A 25,552-nucleotide genomic window follows, 5' to 3' on the forward strand; every position below is an offset into this window, starting at 1 on the left:
CGGCCTGGCGAATGCCGTGCGGCCGCGCCGAGCGGCTACGCCGTATCGGGTGTCGCCGACCGGCCCCGGCCGAACATGAAGGCCTGCGCCAGTTGGATGATCCCGGACAGAACGAGGAACACTCCGCCGATCGTGACCAGAATGGTGACCGACTCGACGGGGGAGAAGAGCACCACGACGCCGGTCACGACGGCGATGGCGCCGAAGACCGCACCGAACCACCTGCTGGAGTCCCGAGCCGTCTCGACCAATCCGGCCACGCCTTCCACGATCCAGGAGATCCCGATGAGCATCCCGAGCACTGCCAGGATGTCCAAAGGGTTTCTGATTGCCATGATATCGCCCACGATCAGCAGCACGCCGAGCAGGATGTTCACAACCCGGCTACCGCCGGACGCACCCTGTGTGAATAATCCTCGGCCTACGTGAACAATGCCGCTGATCAAAAAGTACAGGCCGAACAGGATCTTGAGGGAGCCGACGGTGGCGTCCGGCCAGGACAGGATCAGGACGCCGACGACCAGGGCCAGCAGGCCGGTGCCAGCGATGGCCAGGCGCACACCGGTGATTTCTGACGTGCTGAGCGCTCTCTAATCCAACGACAGATCGAAGGCCGTAACGGTAGTGGGCATTTCAGCTGCCTCTCGGATTCTGGGAACGTGCCGTGCCGCACAAAGTAGTCGAGTCCGGCCAACACGTCCAGACCTCTCCACTGGTTGACCGATAATGCACATTATGTCAGCACAGACGATGCTTTCGCCTGACCAGGTGAGGCATAGGATCACTTCCGAAGCGTCATGCATCGTGCCGGAATGTGTCCAGCGGTGGATTAGGACCCTTGTGCAGACATTTGGCGACGGTTAGCCGAACCGCCGCCGCCGGACTCATTCTGGGCGGTCGATTTCCTTGTCGGTGTTCTCCGGTTCGTGCGGGCGCAGGACCATCCCGAATTCGTTCACGGGCAGGAACGCGTCCCGGTCCCACGCGCCCGGATGCGGCACGGGGCACGTAAGGATAGTGTCATGGGCGCCGCGCTCGATCAAATGTGCACGCATGGTCTGCCCACAGACCGGGCATTCCTTCAGATCAGTCGGCACGTCCGTATCCGCGAATCGCGGATCCACTCGGTCGGAGTGGCGAGTAGGACTGCTCACCGGCGGTTCCCTGTCTTTGTCCATGTGCTCAGACTACGCCGAGTTTCAAAATCGACCAGATGCGTGTGCTTTGCGTCTATTCTTCTCCGAAGCCCGATTCCAGAAGGTCTCCCAGAGCGGCTACGGCTGCCGCTCCGGCCTCATCCGAGGAGGAGATCTTCGCGGTCATGCCGCGGATGAGTCCGAGTGACATCACGGCGAGCAGACTGGATGCATCCCTGCCGTTCACGGTGACTCGTGCCTCGAACGTATTGGCGAGCTTCACGAAGTCAGCAGCCGGTCGGGCATGCAGACCATCCTTGTTCACCAGGGTAACGGTTCGCGTGACCACCGGCGGCAGCGCTGGTTCCGCCCCAGCTGCGGAGACGGCCCCGGCTGCGGATTGCGCGGCCCGCACGACAGACTCGATGTCTCCCCCAATCTCGGCGGCGGCGGCCGCAGCCACACCCCCCTCGACCAGAGGCGCATCCACGATTCGTACTCGGGCACGCGCCGCGTCTCCGAGGAAATCCAACGCGGTTTCGGCCGTCAGGATCGCGGAGCCCAGGTCGCAGAGGAGCACGACGCCGGCGCCGGCGTCAGCCTGTGCAATGCCGCTGACCACCTTCGTGAAGCTCGTGCCGATACCCCCGTCGTCTGTCCCACCGGCCGGGACCATCCTCGTTTGGGGTGCCATCTGAGTTGCCAGATCGAGGAGACCGTCGGCGATCTTCGAGCTGTGGGAGATGAAAACGAGGCCGACAAGCCCCTCTGTGGCGGTCATTTCAGGCGGTCGCTGCGGTGTCGGCAGCTGCTCGCAACAGCAGGGCCGAAGACTGCGCTCCCGGGTCGCGGTGACCGATGGCCCGTTCGCCGAGGTAGCTAGCCCGTCCCTTGCGCGCAACCCAGGGTTCCGTCGCCTCTGCCCCTGCCTCGGCGGCAGCTGCCGCCGCCATCAAAATCGCCAGGTCGTTCGCACCGTCGGCACGGGCTGCTTCGGCGGCGTCGACCGCCGGAGTCCAGGCATCGACCATGGTCTTGTCTCCGGGTTCCGCCTTGCCGCGCAGGACGATGCCGTCTCGCGCGGCCGCCAGGAATGCGACTAGAGCGGCCCCGTCAAGATCAGCCGAGCCGGTGATGGCCACGGCCGCCTTGAGGAACGCTGTTCCATACAGTGGACCCGCCGCACCGCCCACGGTTGAGATCAACGTGGTTGCGACGAGTTTGAAGACGTCCCCGGGGTTCGCCTCGGACGAAAGGTCATCGAGTTTCAACAGCACCGCCTGGAAACCGCGGTCCATGTTTTCGCCATGATCACCATCGCCGATTTCACGGTCCAGATCAATCAATTCCACACGGTGCTCATTCATTACCGCCGCGCTGGTCCTGATCCAGGCTTTCGCCCACGTGCCGTCTAGCTTCATTGGATCTCCTTCTACCGGCCTATCGTCCCCACCGTAGCGCTGCCGTCTGGACCGGCGCATCCCACAGGGCAGTCAGTTCGTCATCGAGTTTCAGCACGGTGATGGATGTTCCCTGCATCTCGAGAGACGTCGTAAAGTTCCCGACGAGTGTCCTGGATACTTCGATCCCCTGTTCGGCCAACACCTCGGCGGCCCGTCGAAACACGATGTACAGCTCGATTTGCGGTGTGCCGCCCATTCCGTTGACGAAGAGCAGCACCTCGTCCCCGGCTACGAACGGGATGTCCTCAAGGATAGGGCCGAGGAGCCGGTCGACGATGGCGTCGGCCGGCTCCAGCTTGATCCGCGCGCGCCCCGGCTCGCCGTGGATGCCGATCCCGATCTCTATCTCATCGTCGGCGAGCGTGAAGCTGCCTTCCCCGGCGTGGGGAACAACGCACGGCGTCAGCGCCACACCCATCGAACGCACACCGGAGATGACCCTCTCTGCGATCGCGGCGACAGTCTCCAGGGCGTCTCCGCGCTCAGCCGACGCTCCAGCGATCTTCTCGACCAGGACCGTTCCGGCCACGCCACGTCGCCCGGCCGTGTACAGCGAGTCCTTCACGGCGACGTCGTCGTTGACGATCACCGAGCGGACCTCGATTCCGTCCGCGGCGGCGAGGTCGGCGGCGGTCTCGAAATTCAAGACGTCCCCGGTGTAGTTCTTGACGATGTGGAGCACCCCCGCTCCCCCATCGACCGCCTTCGTCGCGGCGAGGATCGGGTCGGGTGTCGGTGAGGTGAAAACGGCCCCGGGTACGGCTGCGTCCAGCATCCCGAACCCGACGAACCCACCGTGAAGTGGCTCGTGTCCGCTTCCTCCTCCGCTGACCAGACCCACTTTCCCGGCAACGGGAGCTTCCGTGCGCACGATGTAGGTCGGTTCCGTCGAAATCCGGACGATATCGGCGTGGGCCGCGCCGAACCCGGCCACGGCCTCAGCGACGACGTTCTTGGGATCATTGACGAGTTTCTTCATGTCTCTTCCTTCGATCGAGGTGGTTGGACGGCCCGTCGACGGGCTGTTGTGGAGCGCTATGCACTTTAGGCTCAACCTACGCGCTGCCCTCGCTGCCGGTAAGGGGCGGTGAATTACGCGTCCACCGGCCCATTCCGCTGCGTTAATCGCCGCGCTATGGTAACGCCGATCGCTCACCGCTCTGGGTCGCTCCGGCATCTTCAGCCTCACCAAGAAAGGTCAACGTGGACAATATTGGAGTCGTATTCTTATCGGAAGTGCTGGGCACGGGGATACTCGTCCTCCTCGGAACCGGTGTGGTCGCCAACGTCGCGCTGGCCAAGAACAAGGGCCTCGGCGGCGGATTCCTCATGGTCACCATCGGGTGGGGTTTCGCGGTCTTCGCCGGTGTCATCGTCGCCTACAACTCTGGTGCACACCTTAACCCGGCAGTCACCCTCGGCCTGGTGACATCGGGTGCGACGGAGTTCGGTTCGGGCGTTCCCGTGAACTTCCTGTCTGTCCTCACCTACATCGCGGGTCAGCTCCTCGGCGCCTTCATCGGAGCCGTCTTTTGCTGGCTGGCCTACAAACAGCACTTCGACGCTGAGCCCAACTCCGCCAACAAACTCGGCGTCTTCTCGACCGGTCCGGCCATCCGCTCCTACGGATGGAACCTGACAACCGAGATCATCGGCACATTCGTGCTTGTCTTCGTCGTTCTGGCGTTCGGTGGCGGGCGCCAGGGCGAGAGTGGCGGACTGGCCGCGCTCGGCGCACTGCCCGTCGCGCTGCTAGTTATCGTCATCGGCACCTCGCTCGGTGGGCCGACCGGATACGCCATCAACCCGGCTCGTGACCTGGGGCCCCGCATCGCGCACTTCGTCCTGCCGATCAAGGGCAAGGGAACGTCTGATTGGGCCTATTCCTGGGTTCCTGTCGTGGGTCCGGTCATTGGCGGCATGCTCGCCGGATGGGCTTCCCTGTTCCTATTGCCCGTCCTCACGTAATCCTTCCCGCGGGCCGGTTCAGTCATTGAATCGGCCCGCGCTGTGTGGCTTCACGCAGCGGCGTGCGCCGCGTCAAGCACTGATTCTCGCAATCCAAGGAGGTATTCCAAGGCCGAAGACGTAATCGCAATCGCAATCGACCAGGGAACCACGAGTTCCCGAGCGATCATCATCGACAACGCAGGCTCGGTGATCGCGATCGGTCAGCTCGAGCACGAGCACGAGCACGAGCACGAGCACGAGCAGATCTTCCCTCGGGCCGGCTGGGTCGAGCACGACCCGATGGAAATTTGGGACAACACCCGTGAAGTGATCGGCCAGGCTTTGTCCAAGTTGAACCTGACTCGGCATGACATCGAGGCCGTGGGAATCACCAACCAGCATGAGACCGCAGTGGTCTCGGACCGCCGCACCGGGCTGCCCGTCGACAACGCGATTGTCTGGCGAGATACCCGCACCCAGCCCATCGTGGACCGTCTCGCCGACGACGACGGAGTCGAACGGTTCAAGGCCCAGGTGGGGCTCCCCCTGGCGACGTACTTCTCCGGAACGAAGATCGTCTGGATTCTCGAGGACGTGAATGTCGCGCGCGCAAGGCCGAAGCCGGCGATCTGATGTTCGGCACGACGGACTCCTGGGTGCTGTGGAACCTGACCGGCGGTCTCGAAGGCGGCGTGCACGCGACGGACGTGACCAACGCCAGCCGCACCAAGTTCATGGATCTCGAGACTCTGCAATGGGACGACGATATCCTCGCCGCCTTCGGGGAACCCAAGTCGATGCTGCCCGAGATTCGTTCGTCGTCCGAGGTCTACGGCATCGCGAGCGGCCACTGCCGGCCTTCGACCAAGGTGAGGCGAAGAATACCAACGGCACCGGTGCCTTCCTGATCTTCAACACGGGCACCGATATCATCCACTCCAAGAACGGTTTGCTCACCACGCTCGGCTACAAGCTCAGCGACGCCGAACCCCACTATGCGCTGGACGGCTCCATCGCGGTCACCGGCTCCCTCGTGCAGTGGCTGCGAGACAATCTGGGAATGATCAGTACCCCCGAGGAAATCGAGACGCTTGCCAAAACGGTCGATGACAATGGCGGCGCCTACTTCGTGCCCGCCTTCTCCGGACTCTTCGCGCCGAACTGGCGCTCGGACGCCCGTGATGCCCTCGTCGGCCTGGTCCGATTCGTGGACAAGGGCCACATCTACCGCGCCGCCCTCGAGGCGACCGCGTTTCAGACCCGGAAGGTCCTGGACGCGGTTGACGCCGACTCGGGTGTTCCATTGACCGAGCTGAAGGTTGACCGGGCATGATCGGCAACAACACGCTGATGCAGTTCCAGGCCGACATCATCGGCGTGCCAGTGGTGCGACCGGTCGTGGCCGAAACCACGGCTCTCGGCGCCGCGTACGCCGCCGGACTGGCGGTCGGGTTCTGGGGTGACCTTGACGAACTGCGGGCCAACTGGCAGGAGGACAGCCGGTGGACCCCGCAAATGGGCGAAGAAGAGCCGAACCGACAGATGCTCAACTGGAAGAAGGCCGTTACCAAGACGTTCGGCTGGGTTGACGAAGACGTCGTCTAGCTCGTCTCGTTTTGTCTGGGCCAGCCGGGTCACACCCGACTGGCCGCGACCCACTCAGCGAGCTTGGCCGTGGCCGCACCGGAGTCGACTGCCTCCGCGGCCACAATTATTTTAGTGCGAAAGCGCTCGATAATATTGACTTGAGACTGCGCGGGATCGTTTGCAAGGTCAAACGCGACCAGGCCGGCGGCCGCGTTCAGCAGGACGATGTCACGCACCGCACCGACCTCACCGGCCAGCACTGAATGAACGACGGCCGCATTGTGCTCAGCGTCCCCGCCAACGAGCTCATTGATCGAGGCCCGTCGGATTCCTAGGTCACGCGGATCGATGTCGTGCTCTGTCACCAGGCCCCGCGACACCTCCCAGACATGGCTGTGGCCCGTCGTGGTCAGCTCATCGAGACCGTCGTCACCGCGGAAGACCAGGGCCGTCGCCCCGCGTGTCTGGAATACACCCACGATGAGCGGAACTCGGTCCAGGTTTGCGACTCCCACTGCTGACGCCTCGGGACGGGCCGGATTGCACAACGGGCCGAGGTAGTTGAACACCGTGGGGATGCCGAGCTCCTTGCGCGCAAGCGCTGCGTGGCGGAACCCCGGGTGAAAAGCGGCAGCGAAGGCGAAGGTGATCCCGGCCGTATCCAGAATGGCAGCAACCTTGTCGGCAGACAGTGACAGGTCAATGCCGAGGGCAGCAAGCACGTCCGACGAACCGGACGCCGAGCTTGAGGCCCGGTTGCCGTGTTTGATCACGGGAACGCCGACCCCGGCGCAGACGATGGAGGCCATCGTCGAGATGTTGACGGTGCCGAACCGATCCCCACCAGTGCCGACGATGTCCAGGGCCATCGGGTTCACCGCCAGCGGTACGGCATGGTCGAGGATCGCATCCCGAAACCCGACGATTTCGTCCACGGTTTCGCCCTTGGCGCGCAGGGCTACGAGGAAGCCGGCCAGCTGCGCCGGAGTTGCCTCCCCCAGCATGACCTGCTCCATGCTCCACGCGGCATCGGAGACGCTGAGGTCCTTCCCCGAAAGCAGAGCACTGAGGACGTTTGGCCAGGACTGAATTTCAAGCATGGATCGATTTTAGCGAGATCGACGATCCGTCCCGAATTCGCTTCCCGGGGCGCGTTTGTTCCAATCAGGTAGTCATTCCGGTAATTGAGCGACAGGTCCGCCCCGATGACAATAACCGATACGCAAATCGGCCATAATAGAAGAGTGACGAGTCCATCAATTACCTACACGGTCAATGCGCCCGTTGTTAACCGGCCCAACAGCGTGGCTGTTGGCACAATCGTCTGGTTGGGCAGCGAAGTCATGTTCTTCGCCGGGCTCTTCGCCATCTACTTCACGCTGCGGTCGACGTCGCCTGAATTGTGGTTATTCGAGACGGAGAAGCACGGCTTCGGATTCGCCCTTGTGAACACACTGATCCTCGTGTCCTCTTCGGTGACCTGCCAGTTCGGAGTGTTTGCGGCAGAACGCCTGCAATCACGCTCGACCGGATGGAAACCGAGCCAGTGGGGCATGGTCGAGTGGTTCTTCCTCACCTACGCCCTCGGCGCCATATTCGTGTCCGGTCAGGTCTTCGAGTACGCGACTCTCGTTTCCGAGGGCGTCTCGCTTACCAGCAACGCGTACGGATCCGCATTCTACCTCACCACCGGTTTCCACGGTATTCACGTGACTGCCGGCCTGATCGCGTTCCTGCTCGTCATCGGGCGCGCCTTCGCGGTCAAGAACTTCGGTCACAAGGAAGCAACGAGCGCCATCGTCGTGTCGTACTACTGGCACTTCGTCGACGTTGTCTGGATCGGGCTGTTCCTCGTCATTTACGTTCTTAAATAGAAAGTCGGAGTGGACACCACGTATGACCACGATTAGCACACCGAAGCAGTCCGACGGTCGCAAAGCCGGCCGTCGCAGCCCGCTTGCCAGCGTCGCCCTCATCGCGATCGGACTCCTCTTCACCGGGGGCGCATACGCGGCTTTCAGCACGAGCACGGCCAGTGCGGAGACGAACGCTGCGTCGCAGCAAACCGTCGGCGAAGGGCAGAAACTCTTTGCGGCCAACTGCGCCACCTGTCACGGATTGGAAGCAGCGGGCACCAATGCTGGCCCCAGCCTGATCGGCGTCGGCGCTGCATCGGTCGACTTCCAGGTGGGCACCGGACGCATGCCGATGCAGTTGAACGGACCGCAGGCTGAGAAGAAGGCGGTCCAGTTCACAGACGAGCAGATCGTGTCGCTCGCCGCTTACGTGGCGTCCCTTGCGCCGGGTCCGGCACTTCCGGATCCGTCTCTCCTCGACGCCGAGGGCGATGCCGCCAAGGGCGCCGAGTTGTTCCGCATCAACTGCGCAATGTGCCACAACGTCGCCGGCGCCGGTGGTGCCCTCACTCAGGGCAAGTATGCGCCTGCCCTGGCCGGGGTTACGGAGAAGCACATCTACGAGGCCATGGTCACCGGCCCGCAGAACATGCCCGTGTTCAACGACATGAACATTTCCCCGGAGAGCAAGCGGGACATCATTACGTACCTCAAGTACCTGGACAACAACCCGTCCCCCGGTGGATTCGCTCTGGGCGCCCTCGGACCGGTCTCGGAAGGTCTTTTCCTCTGGATCTTCGGTCTTGGGTCGATCGTTGCCCTGACGGTGTGGATCACCGCCAAGTCGAACTGATCACCGACCAGGTCTGACACAAACTGTTTTATGAGAATTCCGATGAAGGAGAACAATGGCCAAGGACGATAACAGCGGGAAGGACTTGACCGCTGCTGACTCGTCGAGCGTCGGGCATGAGGGGGCTCCCGCAGGCACCGCCGTCGTCGTACGGGATGCCGTGGCCAATCCGGGTCTCCCCCCGCACCGACCGCGCGTCACCGACCTCAACCCCAGCGCGGAGCGTCGCGCCGAGCGAACCGTCTACACGCTCTTTTACCTGTCGATCGTGGGCAGTGTGTTCGCGATCGTGGCGTATATGGTCTTCCCGATCATCCCTGAGGAACCGGATTCGGTTCGTCTGAACAACCTCTTCATTGGTCTCGGCCTCACTCTCGCCCTGCTGGCGATCGGCATCGGCGCCGTGCACTGGGGCAAGGCGCTCATGTTCGACCACGAAGGCGTCGACGAGCGCCACCCGGTGCGGGGGTCGGACGAGACCCGCGAACGCGCGGTCGAGATCTTTCACGAGGCCAATGTTGAATCGGGCATCGGTCGCCGTACGCTCATCCGAAACAGCCTCATCGGTGCCTTGATCGCCTTTCCGCTGCCGGCCGTCGTGCTGTTTCGCGGCTTGGGCCCGCAGGACACCAATCCGGCTGCAGCTCTCGAACACACCATGTGGAAGAAGGGCACCAGGCTCGCGATCGACCCCACGGGCACACCGATCAAGGCCTCCGACGTCACCCTCGGCTCGGCCTTCCACGTGATTCCCGAAGGACTGCAGGACCTCGGCCACGGCAAACTCGAAGAGAAGGCCAAGGCCGCAGTTCTTCTGATGAGGCTGAAGCCGGAAGACATCAATGAGCCCGCCGACAAGAAGGACTGGTCGTACGACGGCATTGTCGCCTACTCAAAGATCTGCACGCACGTCGGATGCCCGGTCGCGCTTTATGAACAGCAGACCCACACGCTCCTGTGCCCCTGTCACCAGTCGCAGTTCGATGTGACGAACCAGTGCGAAGTCATCTTCGGACCGGCCAAGCGCCCGTTGCCGCAGCTGCCCATCACGGTAGACTCCGAGGGATATCTCATTGCACAAAGCGATTTCACTGAACCCGTCGGACCGAGCTTCTGGGAGCGGAATTGAGCACTACAACTACGACTACTGACTTGGTCGAAACAAAGAAGTCCGGTGGCCTCACCGGGGCCGCCGCGAACTACATCGACGAACGCACCAGCATTTCGACCGCAGTTAAGGAACTGGGTCGCAAGATCTTCCCCGACCACTGGTCTTTCCTGCTCGGTGAGGTTGCCCTCTACAGCTTCGTCATCATCCTGTTGTCCGGTTCGTTCCTCACGTTCTTCTTCAGCGCTTCGATGACGCCGGTGGAGTACGACGGTTCGTACATGCCACTCAAGGGTGTGGAGATGTCTGCCGCGATGGCATCCTCCCTGGACATCTCCTTTGATATTCGTGGCGGGCTCCTCATGCGCCAGGTCCACCACTGGGCAGCACTGCTCTTCGTGGCTGCAATCGGCTTGCACATGCTCCGCATCTACTTCACCGGTGCGTTCCGCAAGCCGCGCGAGCTCAACTGGGTCATCGGGTTTGTTCTGTTCATCCTGGCCATGGCCGAAGGATTCACCGGGTACTCCCTCCCCGACGACCTGCTCTCCGGAAACGGCTTGCGTATCATCGACGGAATGGTCAAGGGCATCCCGCTGGTCGGAACCTGGATTTCGTTCCTCCTCTTTGGCGGAGAGTTCCCGGGCGAGGCGATCGTTGGACGCTTGTACTCCCTCCACATTCTGCTGCTGCCGGCCATTATCGTGGCTTTGATCGCGATGCACCTGCTCTTCGTCGTCGTACACAAGCACACGCAGTACCCCGGTGCCGGACGCACCAACCAGAATGTAGTCGGCTACCCGGTTCTTCCCGTGTACGCGGCCAAGGCCGGTGGCTTCTTCTTCATCGTCTTCGGCATCGTGATGCTGATGGCGTCGCTGTTTACAATCAACCCCATCTGGAACTACGGTCCCTACGATCCCTCCCCCGTTTCGGCCGGAACACAGCCGGACTGGTACATCGGTTTCGCTGACGGCGCCCTGCGCCTGATCCCGCCGGGACTCGAGATGGTCTGGCTGGATCGCACCTGGTCCTTCAACATCCTGATCCCGTTGGTTTCGCTGGGCCTGTTCATCCTGGTCGTGCTTATCTACCCGTTCATCGAGGGGTGGGTCACCGGAGACAAGCGTGAGCACCACATCCTCGACCGTCCCCGGAACGCCCCGACACGCACCGCGATCGGTGCCGCCGGAGTCACGTTCTACGCGGCGCTGTGGGCCACGGCCTCCTCGGACATCATCGCAACGCACTTCAAGGTGACGATGGAAGGCGTGATCCACACCATGCAGTTCCTGGTGATTGTGGGGCCCTTCATCGCCTTCTTCGTGACGAAACGTATCTGCCTGGCTTTGCAGAAAAAGGACCGTGAGATCGTTCTGCACGGTTACGAGTCCGGGCGTATCGTGCGTCTACCCGGTGGCGAGTACATCGAGGTTCACCAGCCCGTTGATGAATACGAGCGCTGGAAGCTGGTCAGCTACAACGACTATAAGCCGCTCATGATCCGCCCGAACGCCAAGGGCAAAATCACGGTGGGCCAAAAGGCTCGTGCCGGACTGTCCCGCTGGTTCTTCGAGGACCGGATCGAACCGGTATCGACCACTGAACTCGTACGGACGCACGACCACCACCACTAGGCTCCGGCCGCGAACACAGAACGGGCATCGATGTCCCTCCAGACCCTGTCGGAGTGGCTTCGGTGCCCGAACTGTTTTCTTCCGCTTTCCCCCGCCGAGCCGCTGACGCTGCGCTGCGGGGCCGGTCACTCCTTCGACGTGAACAAGCGCGGATACGTGTCACTGGCAGGCGGTTCGCGCCGGCTGATCGGCGATAGCGTCGCGATGGTCGACGCGAGAGCACTTTTCCTCGAGACCGGCTGGTACGAGCCGCTGCGCAGCCGCCTTGCTGAGAGGGTGGCGGCTGAGAACCCCTCCCGGGTCATGGACATCGGCTGTGGAACCGGATACTACTTGCAGGGGGTTTTCGCGCTCTGTCCAGATGCGCGCGCCCTGGGAATAGACCTTTCCCCCGTGGCGGTCGGGCGCACAGTGAGCGGCCGGGACAACATCGACGGGCTCGTGGCGGATGTCTGGTCCCCGCTGCCGGTGCGGGACGCATCAGCAGATGTACTCCTTAACGTATTCGCTCCCCGGAACCCGTCTGAATTTCACCGGGTCCTGCGCGAAGACGGTCTGCTCGTCGTCGTCGTGCCGCACGCGTCCCACCTGCAGGAGCTCAGGGCGTCCGGTCTGGCGTTGGACGTGCCCGCGAACAAAGGCGAGCACCTGTCCGAGGCGCTGTCCCCCGCCTTCGAACTGGAAACACGGGACGAGTTGTCGTCTTCGCTGCGCCTCAACCCGGCCCAGACATCCGCTCTGATCGGGATGGGTCCGTCAGCTCACCACACGGATTTCGACGCGCTGACGGTCCATCTCAGCGGCGTGCAGACCGTCACGGCGTCCTTCGAGTTACTCGGCTACCGTCGCATCACGATCTGAAGCCCGGCAGCCACGCGTAGCGTCCCACGACCTGAGCGAATTCGACGGAGATTCTGTCAGAATCGCACCTCGACGGGCCGGAAAGACGCGTATACCGGAGAATCTCCGTCGAATTCGTTCGAGGCCGTGCGGGCGGGAACTGTGGATCAGGCTGCGTGGACCTGGGAAATTGCCCGAACGTGTCACTCCGAAGCGATGTGCCGGGCATGAACACAGGCGGCGCCCAGAACCTGGGTTCTGGACGCCGCCGCTTGTGCCCGAAGCACGTATTCGGTTCGGATCAGCGAGCGAAATTGCCCCGATAGTACTCGTATACCCAGCCGACGAGGCAGATGACCCCGATGCCCAACGCGATGATCGAGATCCACACGCCGACAGCCAGCCCCATGAAGAGCAGAGCAGCACTGGCAGCCAAGAGGATGGGCCACCAGCTCCACGGGCTGTAGAAACCAACCTCCGGGTCGCCGTCGTCGATATTCGCGTCAAGACGATCTTCAGGAAGCTCGCCACCCTGAGCACTGTGCACCCGGCTCAGGTAGAACGCGACGAAGCTGAAGAAGATCGCGCACAGGCCGAGTGTGAACGTCCCCGCCCACTCGATCTTGTTCTGGTTAGGGTCAAGAAGACCCCAGACCACATAGGCCGTCGTGACCACCACGAAGAACCCGCTCAGAACCCAAAGGAGATTGACGTTGGCTCTCATTTACTTCGTCCTTTTCGACGCTACGTCGTACGTGGGGGCATCCGGGGCGTCCTTCGCCGGCCCGATTCCGACTGTCATGGGCGCCTCCGGGTGGTTCAGGTCAAACGCGGGGCGCTCGGACCGGATGCGCGGGATGGAGGTGAAGTTGTGGCGCGGCGGCGGGCAGGAGGTAGCCCACTCGAGCGAGCCGCCGTGGCCCCACGGGTCGTTCACGGTGACCTGCGGTGCCTTACGGGCGGTGATATAGACGTTCAGGAAGAACGGGATCATCGAGATCGCGAGAATGACCGAACCGACCGTGGACAACTGGTTCATCCAGGTGAAGCCGTCTTCGGGCAGGTACGACGCGTACCGACGCGGCATGCCGACGACGCCCAGCCAGTGCTGCACCAGGAAGGTGGTGTGGAAACCGATGAAGAGGAACCAGAAGTGCCACTTGCCGAGGCTCTCATTGAGCATCTTGCCGGTCCACTTCGGCCACCAGAAGTAGAACCCGCTGAACATCGCGAATACCACGGTTCCAAAGATGACGTAGTGGAAGTGCGCGACGACGAAATAGGTGTCCGAGACGTGGAAGTCGAGCGGCGGCGAGGCAAGGATGACGCCGGTGAGGCCACCGAAGGTGAAGGTGACCAGGAAGCCGAGGGCCCACAACATGGGCGTTTCGAAGGTCAGCGAGCCACGCCACATGGTGCCGATCCAGTTGAAGATCTTCACCCCGGTCGGAACGGCGATCAGCATGGTCATCAGGGAGAAGAACGGCAGCAGGACAGAGCCGGTGACGTACATGTGGTGCGCCCAGACCGCCACGGACAGCGCCGCGATGGAGATGGTCGCGTAGATGAGGGTCTTGTATCCAAAGATCGGCTTGCGGCTGAAGACCGGGAAGACTTCCGAAACGATGCCGAAGAACGGCAGCGCGATGATGTACACCTCAGGGTGACCGAAGAACCAGAACAGGTGCTGCCACAGGATGGCTCCACCGTTGGCCGGATCGTAGATGTGCGAGAGGAAAATGCGGTCGGACGCGGCGGCCAGAAGGGCTGCGGCGAGAACGGGGAAGGCCATCAGGATGAGGATCGACGTGACCATGGTGTTCCACGTGAAGATCGGCATCCGGAACATGGTCATTCCGGGGGCGCGCATCGTGATTACCGTGGTGATGAAGTTCACGGCGCCGAGAATGGTGCCGAAGCCGCTCAGCCCGAGCCCGACCATCCACAGGTTGCCACCGACGCCTGGGGAGAACGTCGTACTGGCCAGAGGCTGATAGGCGAACCAGCCGAAGGATGCGGCACCCTGCGGAGTGAGGAATCCACCGACGGCGACGAGACTGCCGAAGAAGAAGGCCCAGAAGGAAAAGGCGTTCAACCGGGGGAAGGCCACGTCGGGGGCGCCGATCTGCAGCGGCATGAGGGAGTTGGCGAACCCGAAGAACAACGGCGTAGCGAACATCAGCAGCATGATCGTGCCGTGCATTGTGAAGAGCTGGTTGTACTGCTCCTTCGTCTGGACGACCTCGAGGCCGGGGGCGAAAAGCTGTGCGCGGATAACCAGTGCCATGACACCGGCAAGACAGAAGTAGACGAACGACGTGATCAGGTACATGTACCCGATGACTTTGTGGTCAGTGGAGGTGATCCACCGGACGATGACGTTGCCCTTGCGCTCGACACCGGTGGGCCGACGCGGGGCAGTGGGGGCTGCCGGCGCGGAAGGTGCCGTAGTGGTAGTAGTAGTCATGGACTAGTTGCCCTCCTGCTCGGTTGGTGCTGTCGTTCCTGGCAGATTTTGGTTGCGTGCGTAATCGAGGCCGAGCTGGCCGTCGTTGCCTGCAGCACGCAGGGAGTCGATGTACGACTCGTAGTCTGCCTCGGACACGACCTCGACCGTGAAGAGCATCAGCGAGTGATTCTCGCCGCACAGTTCGGCACACTTTCCGTCATAGGTGCCGATGCGCTCCGGGATGATCGACATGTAGTTGGTCTTGCCGGGGATCATGTCTTTTTTGTACAGGAAGTCAACGACCCAGAATGAGTGGATGACGTCGCGGGCGTCGAGCGCCAGTTCAACCTTCTGGCCGACCGGCAGGACGAGCGTGGGGATCTCAGACTGAACCAGCGAACCGGCGGGGCCGTCGACGTCGGGCTGGCCCTGGATGCCGGCACTGTAGACGTCTTCGTTGACGTAGTTGAAGTCCCAAGCCCACTGCTTGCCGATGACCTGGATTTTGACCTCCGGCTCATCGAAACGAGCCTCGATCTCTGCCTGGTCCCGCGCGGTGAAGGCGAAGAAGCCGACCACGAGAATAAGGGGAACGACCGTGTAGAAAATCTCGATCGGCATGTTGTAACGAAGCTGCACCGGAAGGCCGGTCTGACCCTTGCGGCGGCGGTAGACAACGACGGCCCAGATGATGAGCCCCCAGGTGATGAGCCCCACAATCATCAGAACGATCCACGACGTGGTCCACAGCCCGGAGATGCGCTCCGTCTGGTTGGTTACCGCCGGCTCACCCTCGATGAAGCCGGGGAGGTAGCCATGAAGCTGGGCTTGCGAGCAACCTGCGAGAACGAGGGCCAACGACGCTGCGATCGGAATTGCAGCCCATCGGAGACGATGGTTTTTGCGCACCAGTAACCTTTCGGTGAGACTCGACGACACTTAACTGGAAGTGCTTCTATAGACTTCCAGCCTACTGCGGGTGGCACGTTCCGTTGTGCAAGAACCGGCCTCCGAGATAACGAATTCGCCGCCAGTCATAGTATTTGCGGTGATACGAGCCCGTCGCGCTTTGTCTGGCGCCGGTGGGTCAGCTGAAGGAATCTCCACATGCGCAGCTTCCGCCGGCGTTCGGATTGTCGATCGTGAACCCCTGCTTTTGGATGGTGTCCTCGAAGTCGATGGATGCCCCGTCCAGGTAGGGGACACTCATTTTGTCAACGACGATCTCTACCCCATCGAAGTCGACGAGAGCGTCACCGTCGAGTAGCCTCTCGTCGAAGTAGAGCTGGTAGATGAGGCCGGAGCAGCCGCCGGGTTGAACGGCAACGCGCAGGCGAAGGTCCTCGCGGCCTTCCTGGGCGAGCAGGGTGCGTACCTTGTCAGCGGCGGTGGCGCTCAGGCCAACGCCATGGGCGGCTGTGCTGGCGACGACTGTGTCGGTCATGGTGCTCCTCAGTGTTCGAGTCGTTTTCACACGGTTTTTCGCGGCGGCTGGATGTCCGGTGGTGGCCACGAAGATTGTACCGACCACAACCGGGAATACACCCTCTGCATTCCCGGATTTCTGCGCTCTCGGTCGGGTCAGCTCCCGGTGCGCTGATTCAGACGGCCGAGTAGGAAGGCCTCACTGAGGATGGCCCGCTTGAACACTCCGAGATGCAGAGATTCGTTGGGGCTGTGCGCCCTGGAATCCGGGTCCTCGACCCCGGTGACCAAGATCTGAGCATCCGGAAACACCCGCACCAGGTCGGCGATGAAGGGGATGGACCCGCCGACGCCGATGTCCACCGGGCTTTCGCCCCAGGCTTCGGCCATGGCGCTCCGCATCTCAGCGACGGCCCAGCCGCCCGTGTCGACCAGGAAGGCCTCCCCCGTGTCGACGTCATCGATGTCGATTCGGGCGCCGAATGGAGCCTTGGCGTGCAGATGCGCCTCGAGCGCACGGAACGCTTCGTCCGCCGACTGACCGGGAGCGATCCGGGTGCTTAGGCGAACGGTGACGGCCGGGGTGAGCGTGTTCGACGCGTTGGCCACGGACGGCGCGTCGATCCCGGTGATTGTGATGGCCGGCTGGGACCAGATCCGGCTGAGCACCGAGCCGTGACCGATCGGGCCGACGCCGTCGGTGAGCCCGGTTTCCAGGCGGAGCTGCTCCACCGAGTAGTCCGGAGTCGGAACATCGATGCTCGTCAGCCCGCGGACCGCGACGGCGCCGTCGTCGGCGTACAGGCTGTCGAGCAGACGAACGACGGCCATCATTGCGTCGGGAACCGCTCCCCCGAACATGCCCGAGTGCGACGCGTGGTCAAGGGTGCGTACCGTCAGTCGGAACGTGACATTGCCGCGCAGCGCCGTGGTCAGTGCGGGGGTGTTGATGTCCCAATTGTTCGAATCTGCGACGACGATGGCGTCCGCGCGCAGGGACTCCCGGTTCTCCTCCAGGAAGGTGGTGAAGGACCGGCTGCCGAACTCTTCCTCGCCTTCGATGAAGAGCGCCAGGCCGAGGTCGAAATCGGGTCCTTCTGCTTCCACGAGAGCTCGGATCGACGCGATGTGGGCCATGACTCCCGCCTTGTCGTCCGCCGCACCGCGTCCGTAGAGGCGGTCGCCACGCACGGTCGGTTCGAACGGGTTGGAGTCCCAGTCCGCATCCTGGCCGGGGGGTTGCACATCGTGGTGCGCATAGAGCAGAACCGTCGGGCGCCCGTTGCGTGCCGCGCGCGTGGCCAAAACGGCCGGATGGCCGAGTTCGGCACCGCCCGGGATCCCGGCTCGCTTGATCTCGACCGATTCGAACACCCCGAGGTCGCGGACCAGGACCGCGACGGCATCCGCGCTGGTGGCCACCTGAAGTGCGTCGAAGGCATCCCAGGAGACGGAGGGAATCCGCACCAGGGAGCACAGGTCGGCAATGGTCGTGGGAAGGCCGCGTTCGACTGCCGCACGAAGAGCCGGGGCGGCCGGTGAGATTGCCGGGGGCGCTGTTTCTTGAATATCGGTCATCAGGTAATCTTAAGGCAACCAATTGCAAGGAACTGATGTGGCTAAGCCTGTGAACCCAGACGCACAACCATCCATGGAGACCCCGGACGAGACCAGGTCTCGCCTCGCGGCCACCCACCCTGTCGGCAAAGGGCAGGCGACGCCCAGCCGCAAGCAGCAAGAGGCTCTGAATCGGCGCCCGCTTGTTCCAGATGACCGCAAGCTCGCGGCCAAGCAGGCCAGAGGCAAGGCCGCCGAGGCTCGCGAGCGTGCCCGGGTGGGTATGGCTGCCGGAGATGAGAAGTTCCTCCCCGTGCGCGACCGCGGTGTGCAGAAGCGCTTCGTGCGCGACTTTGTCGACGCCCGCTTCAACGTGGGCGAATTCATGATTCCGGTGATGTTTCTGGTCATCCTGCTCAGCGTATTCCCCGACGCGGCCGTGCAGACGTACGGAATCCTGGGCCTGTGGGCCTTCGTCATCGTCGCCGTTGTCGACTCCGTCATCCTGGGCTTTATCGTCACGCGCAAGCTCAATGCCAAGTTCGGCGCTGAGAAAGCCGAGCGTGTGCGCTGGTACGCAGCGATGCGTGCACTGCAACTGCGTGTGCTTCGCCTGCCGAAACCACAGGTCAAGCGCGGCCGCTACCCCGCCTGACGCCGGAACTTCTCACGCGCTCAGGCGGAGAAGGTCCCCGACCTGATCAAGGGCACGCGGAGTTCCTCGTCCGTCAGCGATCCGTGCTGACCGATCATCGAACGTGCGGACTGATTCGGCTCGCGGGAGTCGTAGTAGGCGATGAGCTTGCGCGCGGCCACGATCACGTCGCCGATGCGAGGCAAAACCTCGGGTGCAACATCGCCGAACAGCCCGGACTCGACTGCTTCCGCGCGGCTGAAGACCCAGGCGCGGTGGCCTTCAATACCGCGCCACGTATCGGCGAGGGCCGCGCCTGAGTCGGAACCGAGTTCGGGTTCGAGGTAGAGGTGCAGGCACCGGGGATCCCCGCCGATGTGGCGGACGCCGCCGATGAGTTCGGGGACCGTGTCGAAGAGCACGTGTCTGGTCATCGGGACGTCGATGATTCCGTGGTCGGCCGTGACGAGGAGACCCTCATCGGCTTTCAGTGCGGCTGCGAAGCGGGCGGCCGCGCCGTCGAGGTTCTCCAGCGCGGCCAACCACCGTTCGGACTCCCAGCCGTGCGCGTGGGCGGCCACATCCAGCTCGGGGACGTAGACGTAGACGAGGGCGCGCGGCTCGGTGTCCAGAAGGTGTCGCGCGGCGGCAAACCTGTCGGACACGCTCTCCGCGGGTACGTAGTGCGCGCCGCGAAGCGCCGCCTGGGTGAAGCCGGATGTGGTGTACCGGCGGGGTCCGATGGCGAAACCGCGGATGCCGGCATCCGCGGCCCGTTCGAAGACGGTGCGCGCACGCTGCCAGGTCTCCGGTCGCATGTCGTCGTCCCAGCCGGTCAGCTGGTTCACCACACGGTCCCGGTCGGCGTCTCGGACCCGGTAGCCGACGAGTCCGTGCTGCCCGGGTGCGACACCCGTGGTAAGGGTCGTGATGCCTGCAGCCGTGGTGGATGGGAAGACGCCGTCGACCACGCTGGACTTGGTCAGTAGCGAGTTCAGGAATCGGGCGTGCCCAGGACGGGCTCGGAGGGAACTGACGCCGAGGCCGTCCGCCAGAAGGACGACCGCCTTGTTCGTCTGGCCGAGGTCCAGAATGTTGGAAAGGCCCTCGATCGATGACAGGGAACTTGTGAGAACGTCGGCAAGGCGCAGGGTGCCGAATTGGCGGGCCGGTAGCATGGGGGGCATCGTGCCAAGTCTGACATAGACAGGGCCGGATCGATCCAGCGCCTACCCGACAGCGCGCGTCCCTCAACGCACGCCTCACCAGAATTCACGAATGAGCCGTTCAGACAGCACCACGCCCGCCACGTTCACCGAGCGCATCGAAGACGTCGATGTCTCCACCGAGATGCAGGGCTCGTTCCTCGAATACGCCTACTCGGTCATCTACTCCCGGGCGCTCCCGGACGCCCGGGACGGGCTCAAGCCAGTGCAACGGCGCATCCTTTATCAGATGAGCGAGATGGGGCTCCGCCCCGATCGCGGCCACGTCAAGTCGGCGCGGGTCGTCGGCGAGGTCATGGGAAAGCTGCATCCGCATGGCGACACCGCGATCTATGACGCTCTCGTGCGCATGGCGCAGGCGTTCACGCTCCGGGTCCCTTTGATCGACGGCCACGGCAACTTTGGCTCGCTCGATGACGGGCCGGCCGCCCCGCGGTACACCGAGGCCAGGCTGGCCGCGCCGGCCCTGGCCATGACGGAAAACCTCGACGAAGACGTCGTCGACTTCGTACCCAACTACGACAACCAGCTCACCCAGCCGGACGTTCTCCCGGCCGCCTACCCCAACCTGCTCGTCAACGGCGCGAGCGGTATCGCCGTCGGCATGGCCACCAACATGGCTCCGCACAACCTGATCGAGGTCGTCGGCGCGGCGCGGCATCTGCTCGCCCACCCAGACGCGACCCTCGAGGACCTGATGGAGTTCGTCCCGGGGCCTGACCTGCCCACCGGCGGCACGATCGTCGGGCTGACGGGAATCATGGATGCCTACGCAACCGGGCGCGGCAGTTTCAAGACCCGGGCGCGGGTATCCGTCGAAGCCATCACCGCCCGCAAGGCCGGTCTCGTGGTCACCGAACTTCCCTATCTGGTCGGGCCCGAGCGGGTCATCGAGAAGATCAAGGACGGGGTCAATTCCAAGAAGCTCAGTGGCATCTCCGATGTCACCGATCTGACGGACCGCACCAAGGGACTCCGTCTCGTCATCGGGATCAAGACCGGTTTCAGCCCGGAGGCCGTGCTCGAGCAGTTGTACCGGGTGACCCCGCTCGAGGACTCCTTCAACATCAACGCGGTGGCCCTCGTCGACGGCGGCCCGCAGACACTGGGTCTGCGGGAACTCCTGCTCGTCTACATCGGACACCGAATCGAGGTCGTGACCCGGCGCTCGGCCTACCGACTGGCCCGACGAACGGAGCGTCTGCATCTCGTCGAAGGCCTACTGGTGGCAATCCTGGACATCGACGAGGTGATCCAGGTCATCCGCGCCAGCGACGACAGCGAGCAGGCGCGCGCCAAGCTGATCGACGTTTTCGACCTGAGCCAGATTCAAGCCGAGTACATTCTCGAGCTCCGCCTGCGGCGCCTGACCCGCTTCTCACGCATCGAACTCGAAACCGAGCGGGATCAGCTGCTGGCGGAGATCGCGGCGCTGAAGAAGCTTCTCGGCAGCAGGGCCTCCATCCGCACCCTGGTGTCCGACGAACTGGCCTCGGTGGCCGAGCGTTTCGGCACGCCGCGGCGAACCCTGTTGACCGAGGCCAAGGCGAATGTCGCCGGCGCCAACAGCGCCGCCGCCAAGCGGAAGGCCGCCATCCTCGAGGTGACGGACACCCCGACCCGGGTCTACCTCAGCGTGACGGGCAAGATCGCCCGGGTGGAGATTCCGGCCGGCACCACTGTCCAGCCGGAGCGGATCACGCCGGCTCAGAGGCGCAGCAAGCATGATGCCGTCCTGTCCGTTCTGGACACGACCAGTCGCACGGAGATCGGAGCGGTCACCAACCTGGGACGGCTCATCCGCTTCTCCCCCGTCGACCTCCCCTTGCTGCCGCCGACCTCGGTCCAGCTCGGGGCCGGCGTACGCGTGCGCGACTACCTGGCCCTGCCCAACACGGCGGAGAAGATCGTCGCGCTCGTCGCGCTCGATTCCAAGCATTCGATCGTTCTCGGGACCAGACAGGGCATCGTGAAGCGCGTCACCCCCGGCGACTGGGCAAACAAACCCGATTTCGAGATCATCGCGCTGAAGCTCAATGACATGGTGGTCGGCGCGGCGCAGGGTGCGGAAGACGACGAACTCGTCTTCATCGCCTCCGACTCACAGCTGTTGCGTTTTCCTGCCGGGTCGGTGCGCCCGCAGGGGCGCACCGCCGGCGGTATGGCGGGCATCAAACTGGCCGCGGACGCGCACGTGGTGTATTTCACCAGCGTGGAAACGCACGGCGCTGCGGCGCTCGTGGTTGCGACCGTCGCGACCGGCAGCCACACCCTGCCCGGAACAGACCCGGGCAGCGCCAAAGTGTCCGACTTCTCCGAGTACCCGGCGAAAGGCCGGGGAACGGGTGGGGTGCGCTCCCAGCGGTTCCTGAAAGGCGAGGACACCGTCTCCGTCGCGTGGGTGGGGCCTCTGCCGGCCCGGGCGGTCGCGTCGGACGGCACACCCCGCATGCTTCCTGAATCAGGGTCGCGACGTGATGCGTCCGGGGCCATGCTCGACTCCGTGATCGGCGCCATCGGCGCCCGGATCGGCTGACGCCCGAGCGCGATCTCCAGCCATGTGCGGAGGGTGGTGCGTTATGGTGGCCAGATGACACACCTCGACGATTCCGCCATTCTCGTCCTCGGCGCCTCGGGGGGTCTGGGAAGTGAAATTGCCCGACTTCTGGCTGCCGGCGGCGCCCGACTCGTCCTGAGCGGGCGCAACCAGGCGAAACTTGAGGCGCTCTCGATTCCCGGAACCCCGCTCGCCGCCGACCTCACCGATCCGGACGCAATCACGACTCTCGTCGCCGACGCGATCAGCGTGAACGGACGGCTCGACGGCATCGTCAACGCGTCGGGGGTCGTTGCCTTCGGACCGGCGATCGAGGTGAGCGATGAGACGCTCGCCGAGCTGTTCGCCGTGAACACGCTGGCACCGATCCGCCTGCTCCGTGCGGCTCGGGCCGCGCTGAGCGAATCCGCAGAGCAGGGGCGAGAGCCCTTTATCGTCACCCTCAGCGGCGTCGTCAGCGAGAGCCCCACTGCCAACCTCGCCGCATACTCGGCGTCCAAGGCCGCCCTCGCTGCCTTCGGCCAGGCCGCCGGCCGGGAACTGAGGCGTAGCGGCATCCGCATTCTGGACGCGCGGCCCGGTCACACCGAGACCGAACTCTCCACTCACCCGATCTCCGGAATCGCCCCCCGCCTGCCGGCCGGCTACCCTCCGGTCGTCGTCGCCCAACGCGTCGTCGACGCCATCATCAACGGCGAACGCGACTTGGCGAGCACATCGTTCCACTCGTAGCCCCCCCCGGTCGGGGCGTCACACGTCGATACGGTCGCGACTCAGTTTGTCCGAGCTCTCGATGATGAATTCCTTGCGCGGCGCGACGTCGTTGCCCATCAGAAGCTCGAAGACGTTTCCGGCCATCTCCGCGTCGGCGACCCGCACGCGGCGCAGCGTGCGATGCGCCCGCTCCATCGTCGTCGTCGCGAGCTGGTCGGCATCCATTTCGCCGAGGCCCTTGTAGCGCTGGATCGGATCCTGGTAGCGCTTGCCGCTTTTCTTGAGTCCGGCGAGCACGGCCTGAAGCTCCACCTCCGAATATGTGTAGATGGTCTCGTTCGGCTTCGTGCCCGGGTTCATCACCACGACCCGGTGGAGCGGCGGTACGGCCGCGAAAACGCGTCCCTCCGTGATCATCGGGCGCATGTAGCGGAAGAACAGAGTGAGCAGCAGCGTGCGGATGTGCGCGCCGTCGACATCCGCGTCGCTCATGATGATGACCTTGCCGTAGCGCGCGGCTGACAGGTCGAAACTTCGTCCGGACCCGGCGCCGATCACCTGGATGATCGACGCGCACTCGACGTTGGACAGCATGTCGGCAACGGATGCCTTTTGCACGTTCAGGATCTTGCCGCGAATGGGGAGGAGTGCCTGGTGCTCGCTGTCCCGGGCGAGCTTGGCCGTGCCCAGGGCGGAATCTCCTTCGACGATGAAGAGCTCGCTCGTCGAGACATCATTGCTGCGGCAGTCGACCAGTTTCGCGGGCAGGGACGAGCTCTCCAGCGCGTTCTTCCGGCGCTGGGTTTCCTTGTGGGCGCGAGCCGAGATTCGCGATTTCATCTCGGCCACGATCTTGTCCAGCACCACCGCGGCCTGCGTTTTGTCGTCGCGCTTCGTGGACACGAAACGCTCGTTCATGGCTTGGGCGACGACGTTGGCCACGATGGCGCGAACCGCGGGGGTGCCGAGCACCTCCTTGGTCTGCCCCTCGAATTGAGGCTCGGGAAGCCGCACGGTGAGCACGGCTGTGAGGCCGGCCATCACGTCGTCCTTCTCCAGCTTGTCCGACCCCATTTTGAGCCGTCGAGCGTTCAGCTCGACCTGCGCACGCAAGAACTTGAGCAGGCCCGCGTCGAACCCGGCCTGGTGCGTTCCGCCCTTCGGGGTGGCGATGATGTTCACGAAGCTGCGGACGACCGTATCGTAACCTGTCCCCCAACGGAGGGCGATATCCACGGCACAGTCCCGGACCAGCTCGGTAGGCACCATGGCACCCGTCGGGGTCAGCACCGGGACAGTCTCCCGGAAGGTCCCGTTTCCGGTCAGTCGCCAAGTGTCGGTGATCGGGCTGTCGGTGGCGAGGTGATCGACGAACTCCGAGATCCCGCCCTCGAACATGAAGGACTCGAGCACGTGCACGTCTGTGCGCTCGTCTACGATCTCGATCCCCAGGCCCGGGACGAGAAAGGCCGTCTGACGCGCTCGCTCGAGCAATTCCTCGGTCTGAAACGACGCACCCTTCGTGAAGATCTGACGGTCGGCCCAGTAGCGCACCCGCGTCCCGGTCACACCGCGCTTGACCTTGCCGATGACGCGTAGTTCGCTCTGCTTCTCAAAGGGCGTGAACGGCGCGTCGGGGCTCTTCTTCCCCGAGTCCGCGAAAATCCCGGGTTCGCCGCGGTGGAACGACATGGCCCAGGTCTTGCCGTCACGGTCGACCTCGACATCGAGGCGCTCGGACAGGGCATTGACAACGGATGCGCCCACGCCGTGGAGGCCACCGGACGCGGCATACGATCCGCTGCCGAATTTGCCGCCGGCATGCAGTTTGGTGAAGACGACCTCGACGCCGGTCAGTCCCGTCTTCGGCTCGATGTCAACCGGAACGCCCCGAGCCGTGTCGCGCACCTCCACGCTCTCGTCAGCATGGAGCACGATGTCGATGCTGGTGCCGAAGCCGCCCAGTGCCTCGTCGACCGAATTGTCGATGATCTCCCAGAGACAGTGCATGAGGCCGCGCGAGTCGGTGGACCCGATGTACATGCCCGGGCGTTTGCGAACCGCTTCCAGTCCTTCGAGGACTGACAGGTGGCGGGCAGAATAATCAGAAGAACTCACAACGATCAAGAATACCGAACCAACGCCCTCCCCCCGGTCATCAACACCCGATTGAAGTGCGCTACGCGGTGAGCGAAATAACGGGCAACCGACTCGATAACCTTGCCAGACCGTGTTTCCATTAGATACAGGTTAAATTGGTATCAGTTGGTATCAGTCTGGAGGAGGAAACCATGTCCCAGATCGCAGCCGCAAATGGTGCCGTCAACAACGAGAAGGCTCCCCACCAGCTCACCGCGGCAGACCGCTGTGATGCATGTGGAGCCCAGGCCTACATTCGTGTGGTGGTGAATAACAGTGAACTGCTGTTCTGCGCGCACCACGGCCGTAAGCACCAGGAGAAGCTCGCCGCCATCGCGGAGAGCTGGCACGACGAGTCGAGCCGACTCCTCGAGGACCAGCGCTCCTAGCGGTATCGGTCGGCCTCAGGCAGCTCTAGCTG

General features: G+C 63.6%; 23 protein-coding genes and 1 pseudogene. 11 read left to right on the forward strand and 13 right to left on the reverse strand.

What is annotated here, in order from left to right; genetic code table 11:
* Positions 1–35 precede the first annotated feature (35 nt).
* The 5 genes from E3O28_RS00325 to dhaK all read right to left on the reverse strand — a co-directional run bounded on the left by E3O28_RS00325 (position 36) and on the right by dhaK (position 3,578).
* Positions 36–560, reverse strand: coding sequence for a DUF308 domain-containing protein (locus E3O28_RS00325; protein WP_166784685.1), 525 nt, complete (start codon positions 558–560; stop codon positions 36–38).
* Between the two features lie 324 nt (positions 561–884).
* Positions 885–1,097, reverse strand: a complete 213-nt coding sequence (locus tag E3O28_RS00330) for a hypothetical protein (RefSeq protein ID WP_134342890.1) — start codon at positions 1,095–1,097, stop codon at positions 885–887.
* A gap of 133 nt (positions 1,098–1,230) precedes the next feature.
* Entirely contained in the window at positions 1,231–1,917 is a 687-nt protein-coding gene (gene dhaM, locus E3O28_RS00335; protein ID WP_104102056.1) for a dihydroxyacetone kinase phosphoryl donor subunit DhaM, read from the reverse strand.
* Position 1,918: 1 nt separating this feature from the next.
* Positions 1,919–2,557, reverse strand: coding sequence for a dihydroxyacetone kinase subunit DhaL (gene dhaL / locus E3O28_RS00340; protein WP_104102053.1), 639 nt, complete (start codon positions 2,555–2,557; stop codon positions 1,919–1,921).
* A 19-nt stretch (positions 2,558–2,576) separates the two neighbouring features.
* Positions 2,577–3,578 carry a dihydroxyacetone kinase subunit DhaK gene (gene dhaK / locus E3O28_RS00345; RefSeq protein ID WP_104102051.1) on the reverse strand — a complete coding sequence of 334 codons (1,002 nt, stop codon included), beginning with the start codon at positions 3,576–3,578 and terminating at the stop codon, positions 2,577–2,579.
* Between the two features lie 224 nt (positions 3,579–3,802).
* Here dhaK and E3O28_RS00350 point away from each other — a divergent pair, with 224 nt between their 5' ends.
* Together E3O28_RS00350 and glpK are read left to right on the forward strand one after the other, a co-directional pair.
* Positions 3,803–4,567 (forward strand): MIP/aquaporin family protein, encoded by a 765-nt coding sequence (locus E3O28_RS00350; RefSeq protein WP_104102049.1) that lies wholly within the window; start codon positions 3,803–3,805, stop codon positions 4,565–4,567.
* 123 nt (positions 4,568–4,690) lie between these two features.
* Positions 4,691–6,154, forward strand: a pseudogene (gene glpK / locus E3O28_RS00355) (glycerol kinase GlpK).
* A gap of 29 nt (positions 6,155–6,183) precedes the next feature.
* On the opposite strand, the gene trpD reads toward glpK, so the two are convergent.
* On the reverse strand, positions 6,184–7,236 hold the full coding sequence (gene trpD, locus E3O28_RS00360) for an anthranilate phosphoribosyltransferase (protein ID WP_104102046.1): 1,053 nt from the start codon (positions 7,234–7,236) through the stop codon (positions 6,184–6,186).
* A gap of 144 nt (positions 7,237–7,380) precedes the next feature.
* Here trpD and E3O28_RS00365 point away from each other — a divergent pair, with 144 nt between their 5' ends.
* From E3O28_RS00365 to E3O28_RS00385, 5 genes are read left to right on the forward strand one after another with little or no spacing between them, the layout of a single operon-like run.
* Positions 7,381–8,010 (forward strand): heme-copper oxidase subunit III, encoded by a 630-nt coding sequence (locus E3O28_RS00365; protein ID WP_233199315.1) that lies wholly within the window; start codon positions 7,381–7,383, stop codon positions 8,008–8,010.
* Between the two features lie 22 nt (positions 8,011–8,032).
* A complete protein-coding gene (locus E3O28_RS00370; protein WP_104102040.1) occupies positions 8,033–8,845 on the forward strand; it encodes a cytochrome c in 813 nt (270 codons plus the stop codon).
* Positions 8,846–8,900: 55 nt separating this feature from the next.
* Complete coding sequence (locus E3O28_RS00375) at positions 8,901–9,974, forward strand: Rieske 2Fe-2S domain-containing protein (protein WP_104102037.1); 1,074 nt, start codon at positions 8,901–8,903, stop codon at positions 9,972–9,974.
* Between the two features lie 23 nt (positions 9,975–9,997).
* Positions 9,998–11,590 carry a ubiquinol-cytochrome c reductase cytochrome b subunit gene (locus E3O28_RS00380; protein WP_104102034.1) on the forward strand — a complete coding sequence of 531 codons (1,593 nt, stop codon included), beginning with the start codon at positions 9,998–10,000 and terminating at the stop codon, positions 11,588–11,590.
* Between the two features lie 30 nt (positions 11,591–11,620).
* Positions 11,621–12,451, forward strand: a complete 831-nt coding sequence (locus E3O28_RS00385) for a methyltransferase domain-containing protein (RefSeq protein WP_104102031.1) — start codon at positions 11,621–11,623, stop codon at positions 12,449–12,451.
* A 280-nt stretch (positions 12,452–12,731) separates the two neighbouring features.
* Here E3O28_RS00385 and E3O28_RS00390 read toward each other — a convergent pair whose 3' ends face one another.
* The 5 genes from E3O28_RS00390 to E3O28_RS00410 all read right to left on the reverse strand — a co-directional run bounded on the left by E3O28_RS00390 (position 12,732) and on the right by E3O28_RS00410 (position 17,882).
* The gene (locus E3O28_RS00390) at positions 12,732–13,154 is read right to left on the reverse strand and encodes a cytochrome c oxidase subunit 4 (protein WP_104102028.1); all 423 of its coding nucleotides are present in this window, start codon (positions 13,152–13,154) and stop codon (positions 12,732–12,734) included.
* Complete coding sequence (ctaD, locus tag E3O28_RS00395; RefSeq protein ID WP_104102025.1) at positions 13,155–14,897, reverse strand: cytochrome c oxidase subunit I; 1,743 nt, start codon at positions 14,895–14,897, stop codon at positions 13,155–13,157. It abuts the gene before it with no gap.
* A gap of 3 nt (positions 14,898–14,900) precedes the next feature.
* Positions 14,901–15,788, reverse strand: coding sequence for a cytochrome c oxidase subunit II (gene coxB / locus E3O28_RS00400; RefSeq protein ID WP_104171124.1), 888 nt, complete (start codon positions 15,786–15,788; stop codon positions 14,901–14,903).
* A gap of 178 nt (positions 15,789–15,966) precedes the next feature.
* On the reverse strand, positions 15,967–16,323 hold the full coding sequence (locus E3O28_RS00405; protein WP_104102019.1) for an iron-sulfur cluster assembly accessory protein: 357 nt from the start codon (positions 16,321–16,323) through the stop codon (positions 15,967–15,969).
* 137 nt (positions 16,324–16,460) lie between these two features.
* Entirely contained in the window at positions 16,461–17,882 is a 1,422-nt protein-coding gene (locus E3O28_RS00410; protein WP_104102016.1) for a dipeptidase, read from the reverse strand.
* A gap of 73 nt (positions 17,883–17,955) precedes the next feature.
* On the opposite strand from E3O28_RS00410, the gene E3O28_RS00415 reads away from it, so the two are divergent.
* Positions 17,956–18,516: a DUF3043 domain-containing protein gene (locus tag E3O28_RS00415; protein WP_104102013.1), complete on the forward strand. Its 561-nt coding sequence runs from the start codon at positions 17,956–17,958 to the stop codon at positions 18,514–18,516.
* 20 nt (positions 18,517–18,536) lie between these two features.
* Here the strand turns inward: E3O28_RS00415 and E3O28_RS00420 are convergent, their stop codons facing one another.
* Entirely contained in the window at positions 18,537–19,682 is a 1,146-nt protein-coding gene (locus E3O28_RS00420; protein ID WP_198411512.1) for an alkaline phosphatase family protein, read from the reverse strand.
* A gap of 91 nt (positions 19,683–19,773) precedes the next feature.
* Between E3O28_RS00420 and E3O28_RS00425 the strand changes: the two genes are divergently transcribed.
* Entirely contained in the window at positions 19,774–22,257 is a 2,484-nt protein-coding gene (locus E3O28_RS00425) for a DNA topoisomerase (ATP-hydrolyzing) (protein WP_104102007.1), read from the forward strand.
* A 54-nt stretch (positions 22,258–22,311) separates the two neighbouring features.
* Positions 22,312–23,010 carry an SDR family NAD(P)-dependent oxidoreductase gene (locus E3O28_RS00430; protein ID WP_104102004.1) on the forward strand — a complete coding sequence of 233 codons (699 nt, stop codon included), beginning with the start codon at positions 22,312–22,314 and terminating at the stop codon, positions 23,008–23,010.
* A gap of 18 nt (positions 23,011–23,028) precedes the next feature.
* Here E3O28_RS00430 and E3O28_RS00435 read toward each other — a convergent pair whose 3' ends face one another.
* Entirely contained in the window at positions 23,029–25,110 is a 2,082-nt protein-coding gene (locus E3O28_RS00435) for a DNA topoisomerase IV subunit B (RefSeq protein WP_134373798.1), read from the reverse strand.
* 173 nt (positions 25,111–25,283) lie between these two features.
* On the opposite strand from E3O28_RS00435, the gene E3O28_RS00440 reads away from it, so the two are divergent.
* Entirely contained in the window at positions 25,284–25,520 is a 237-nt protein-coding gene (locus E3O28_RS00440) for a hypothetical protein (protein ID WP_104101999.1), read from the forward strand.
* Positions 25,521–25,552: the final 32 nt, after the last annotated feature.

The organism is Cryobacterium sp. TMT2-14, from assembly GCF_004402465.1.
Lineage (GTDB): Bacteria > Actinomycetota > Actinomycetes > Actinomycetales > Microbacteriaceae > Cryobacterium > Cryobacterium sandaracinum.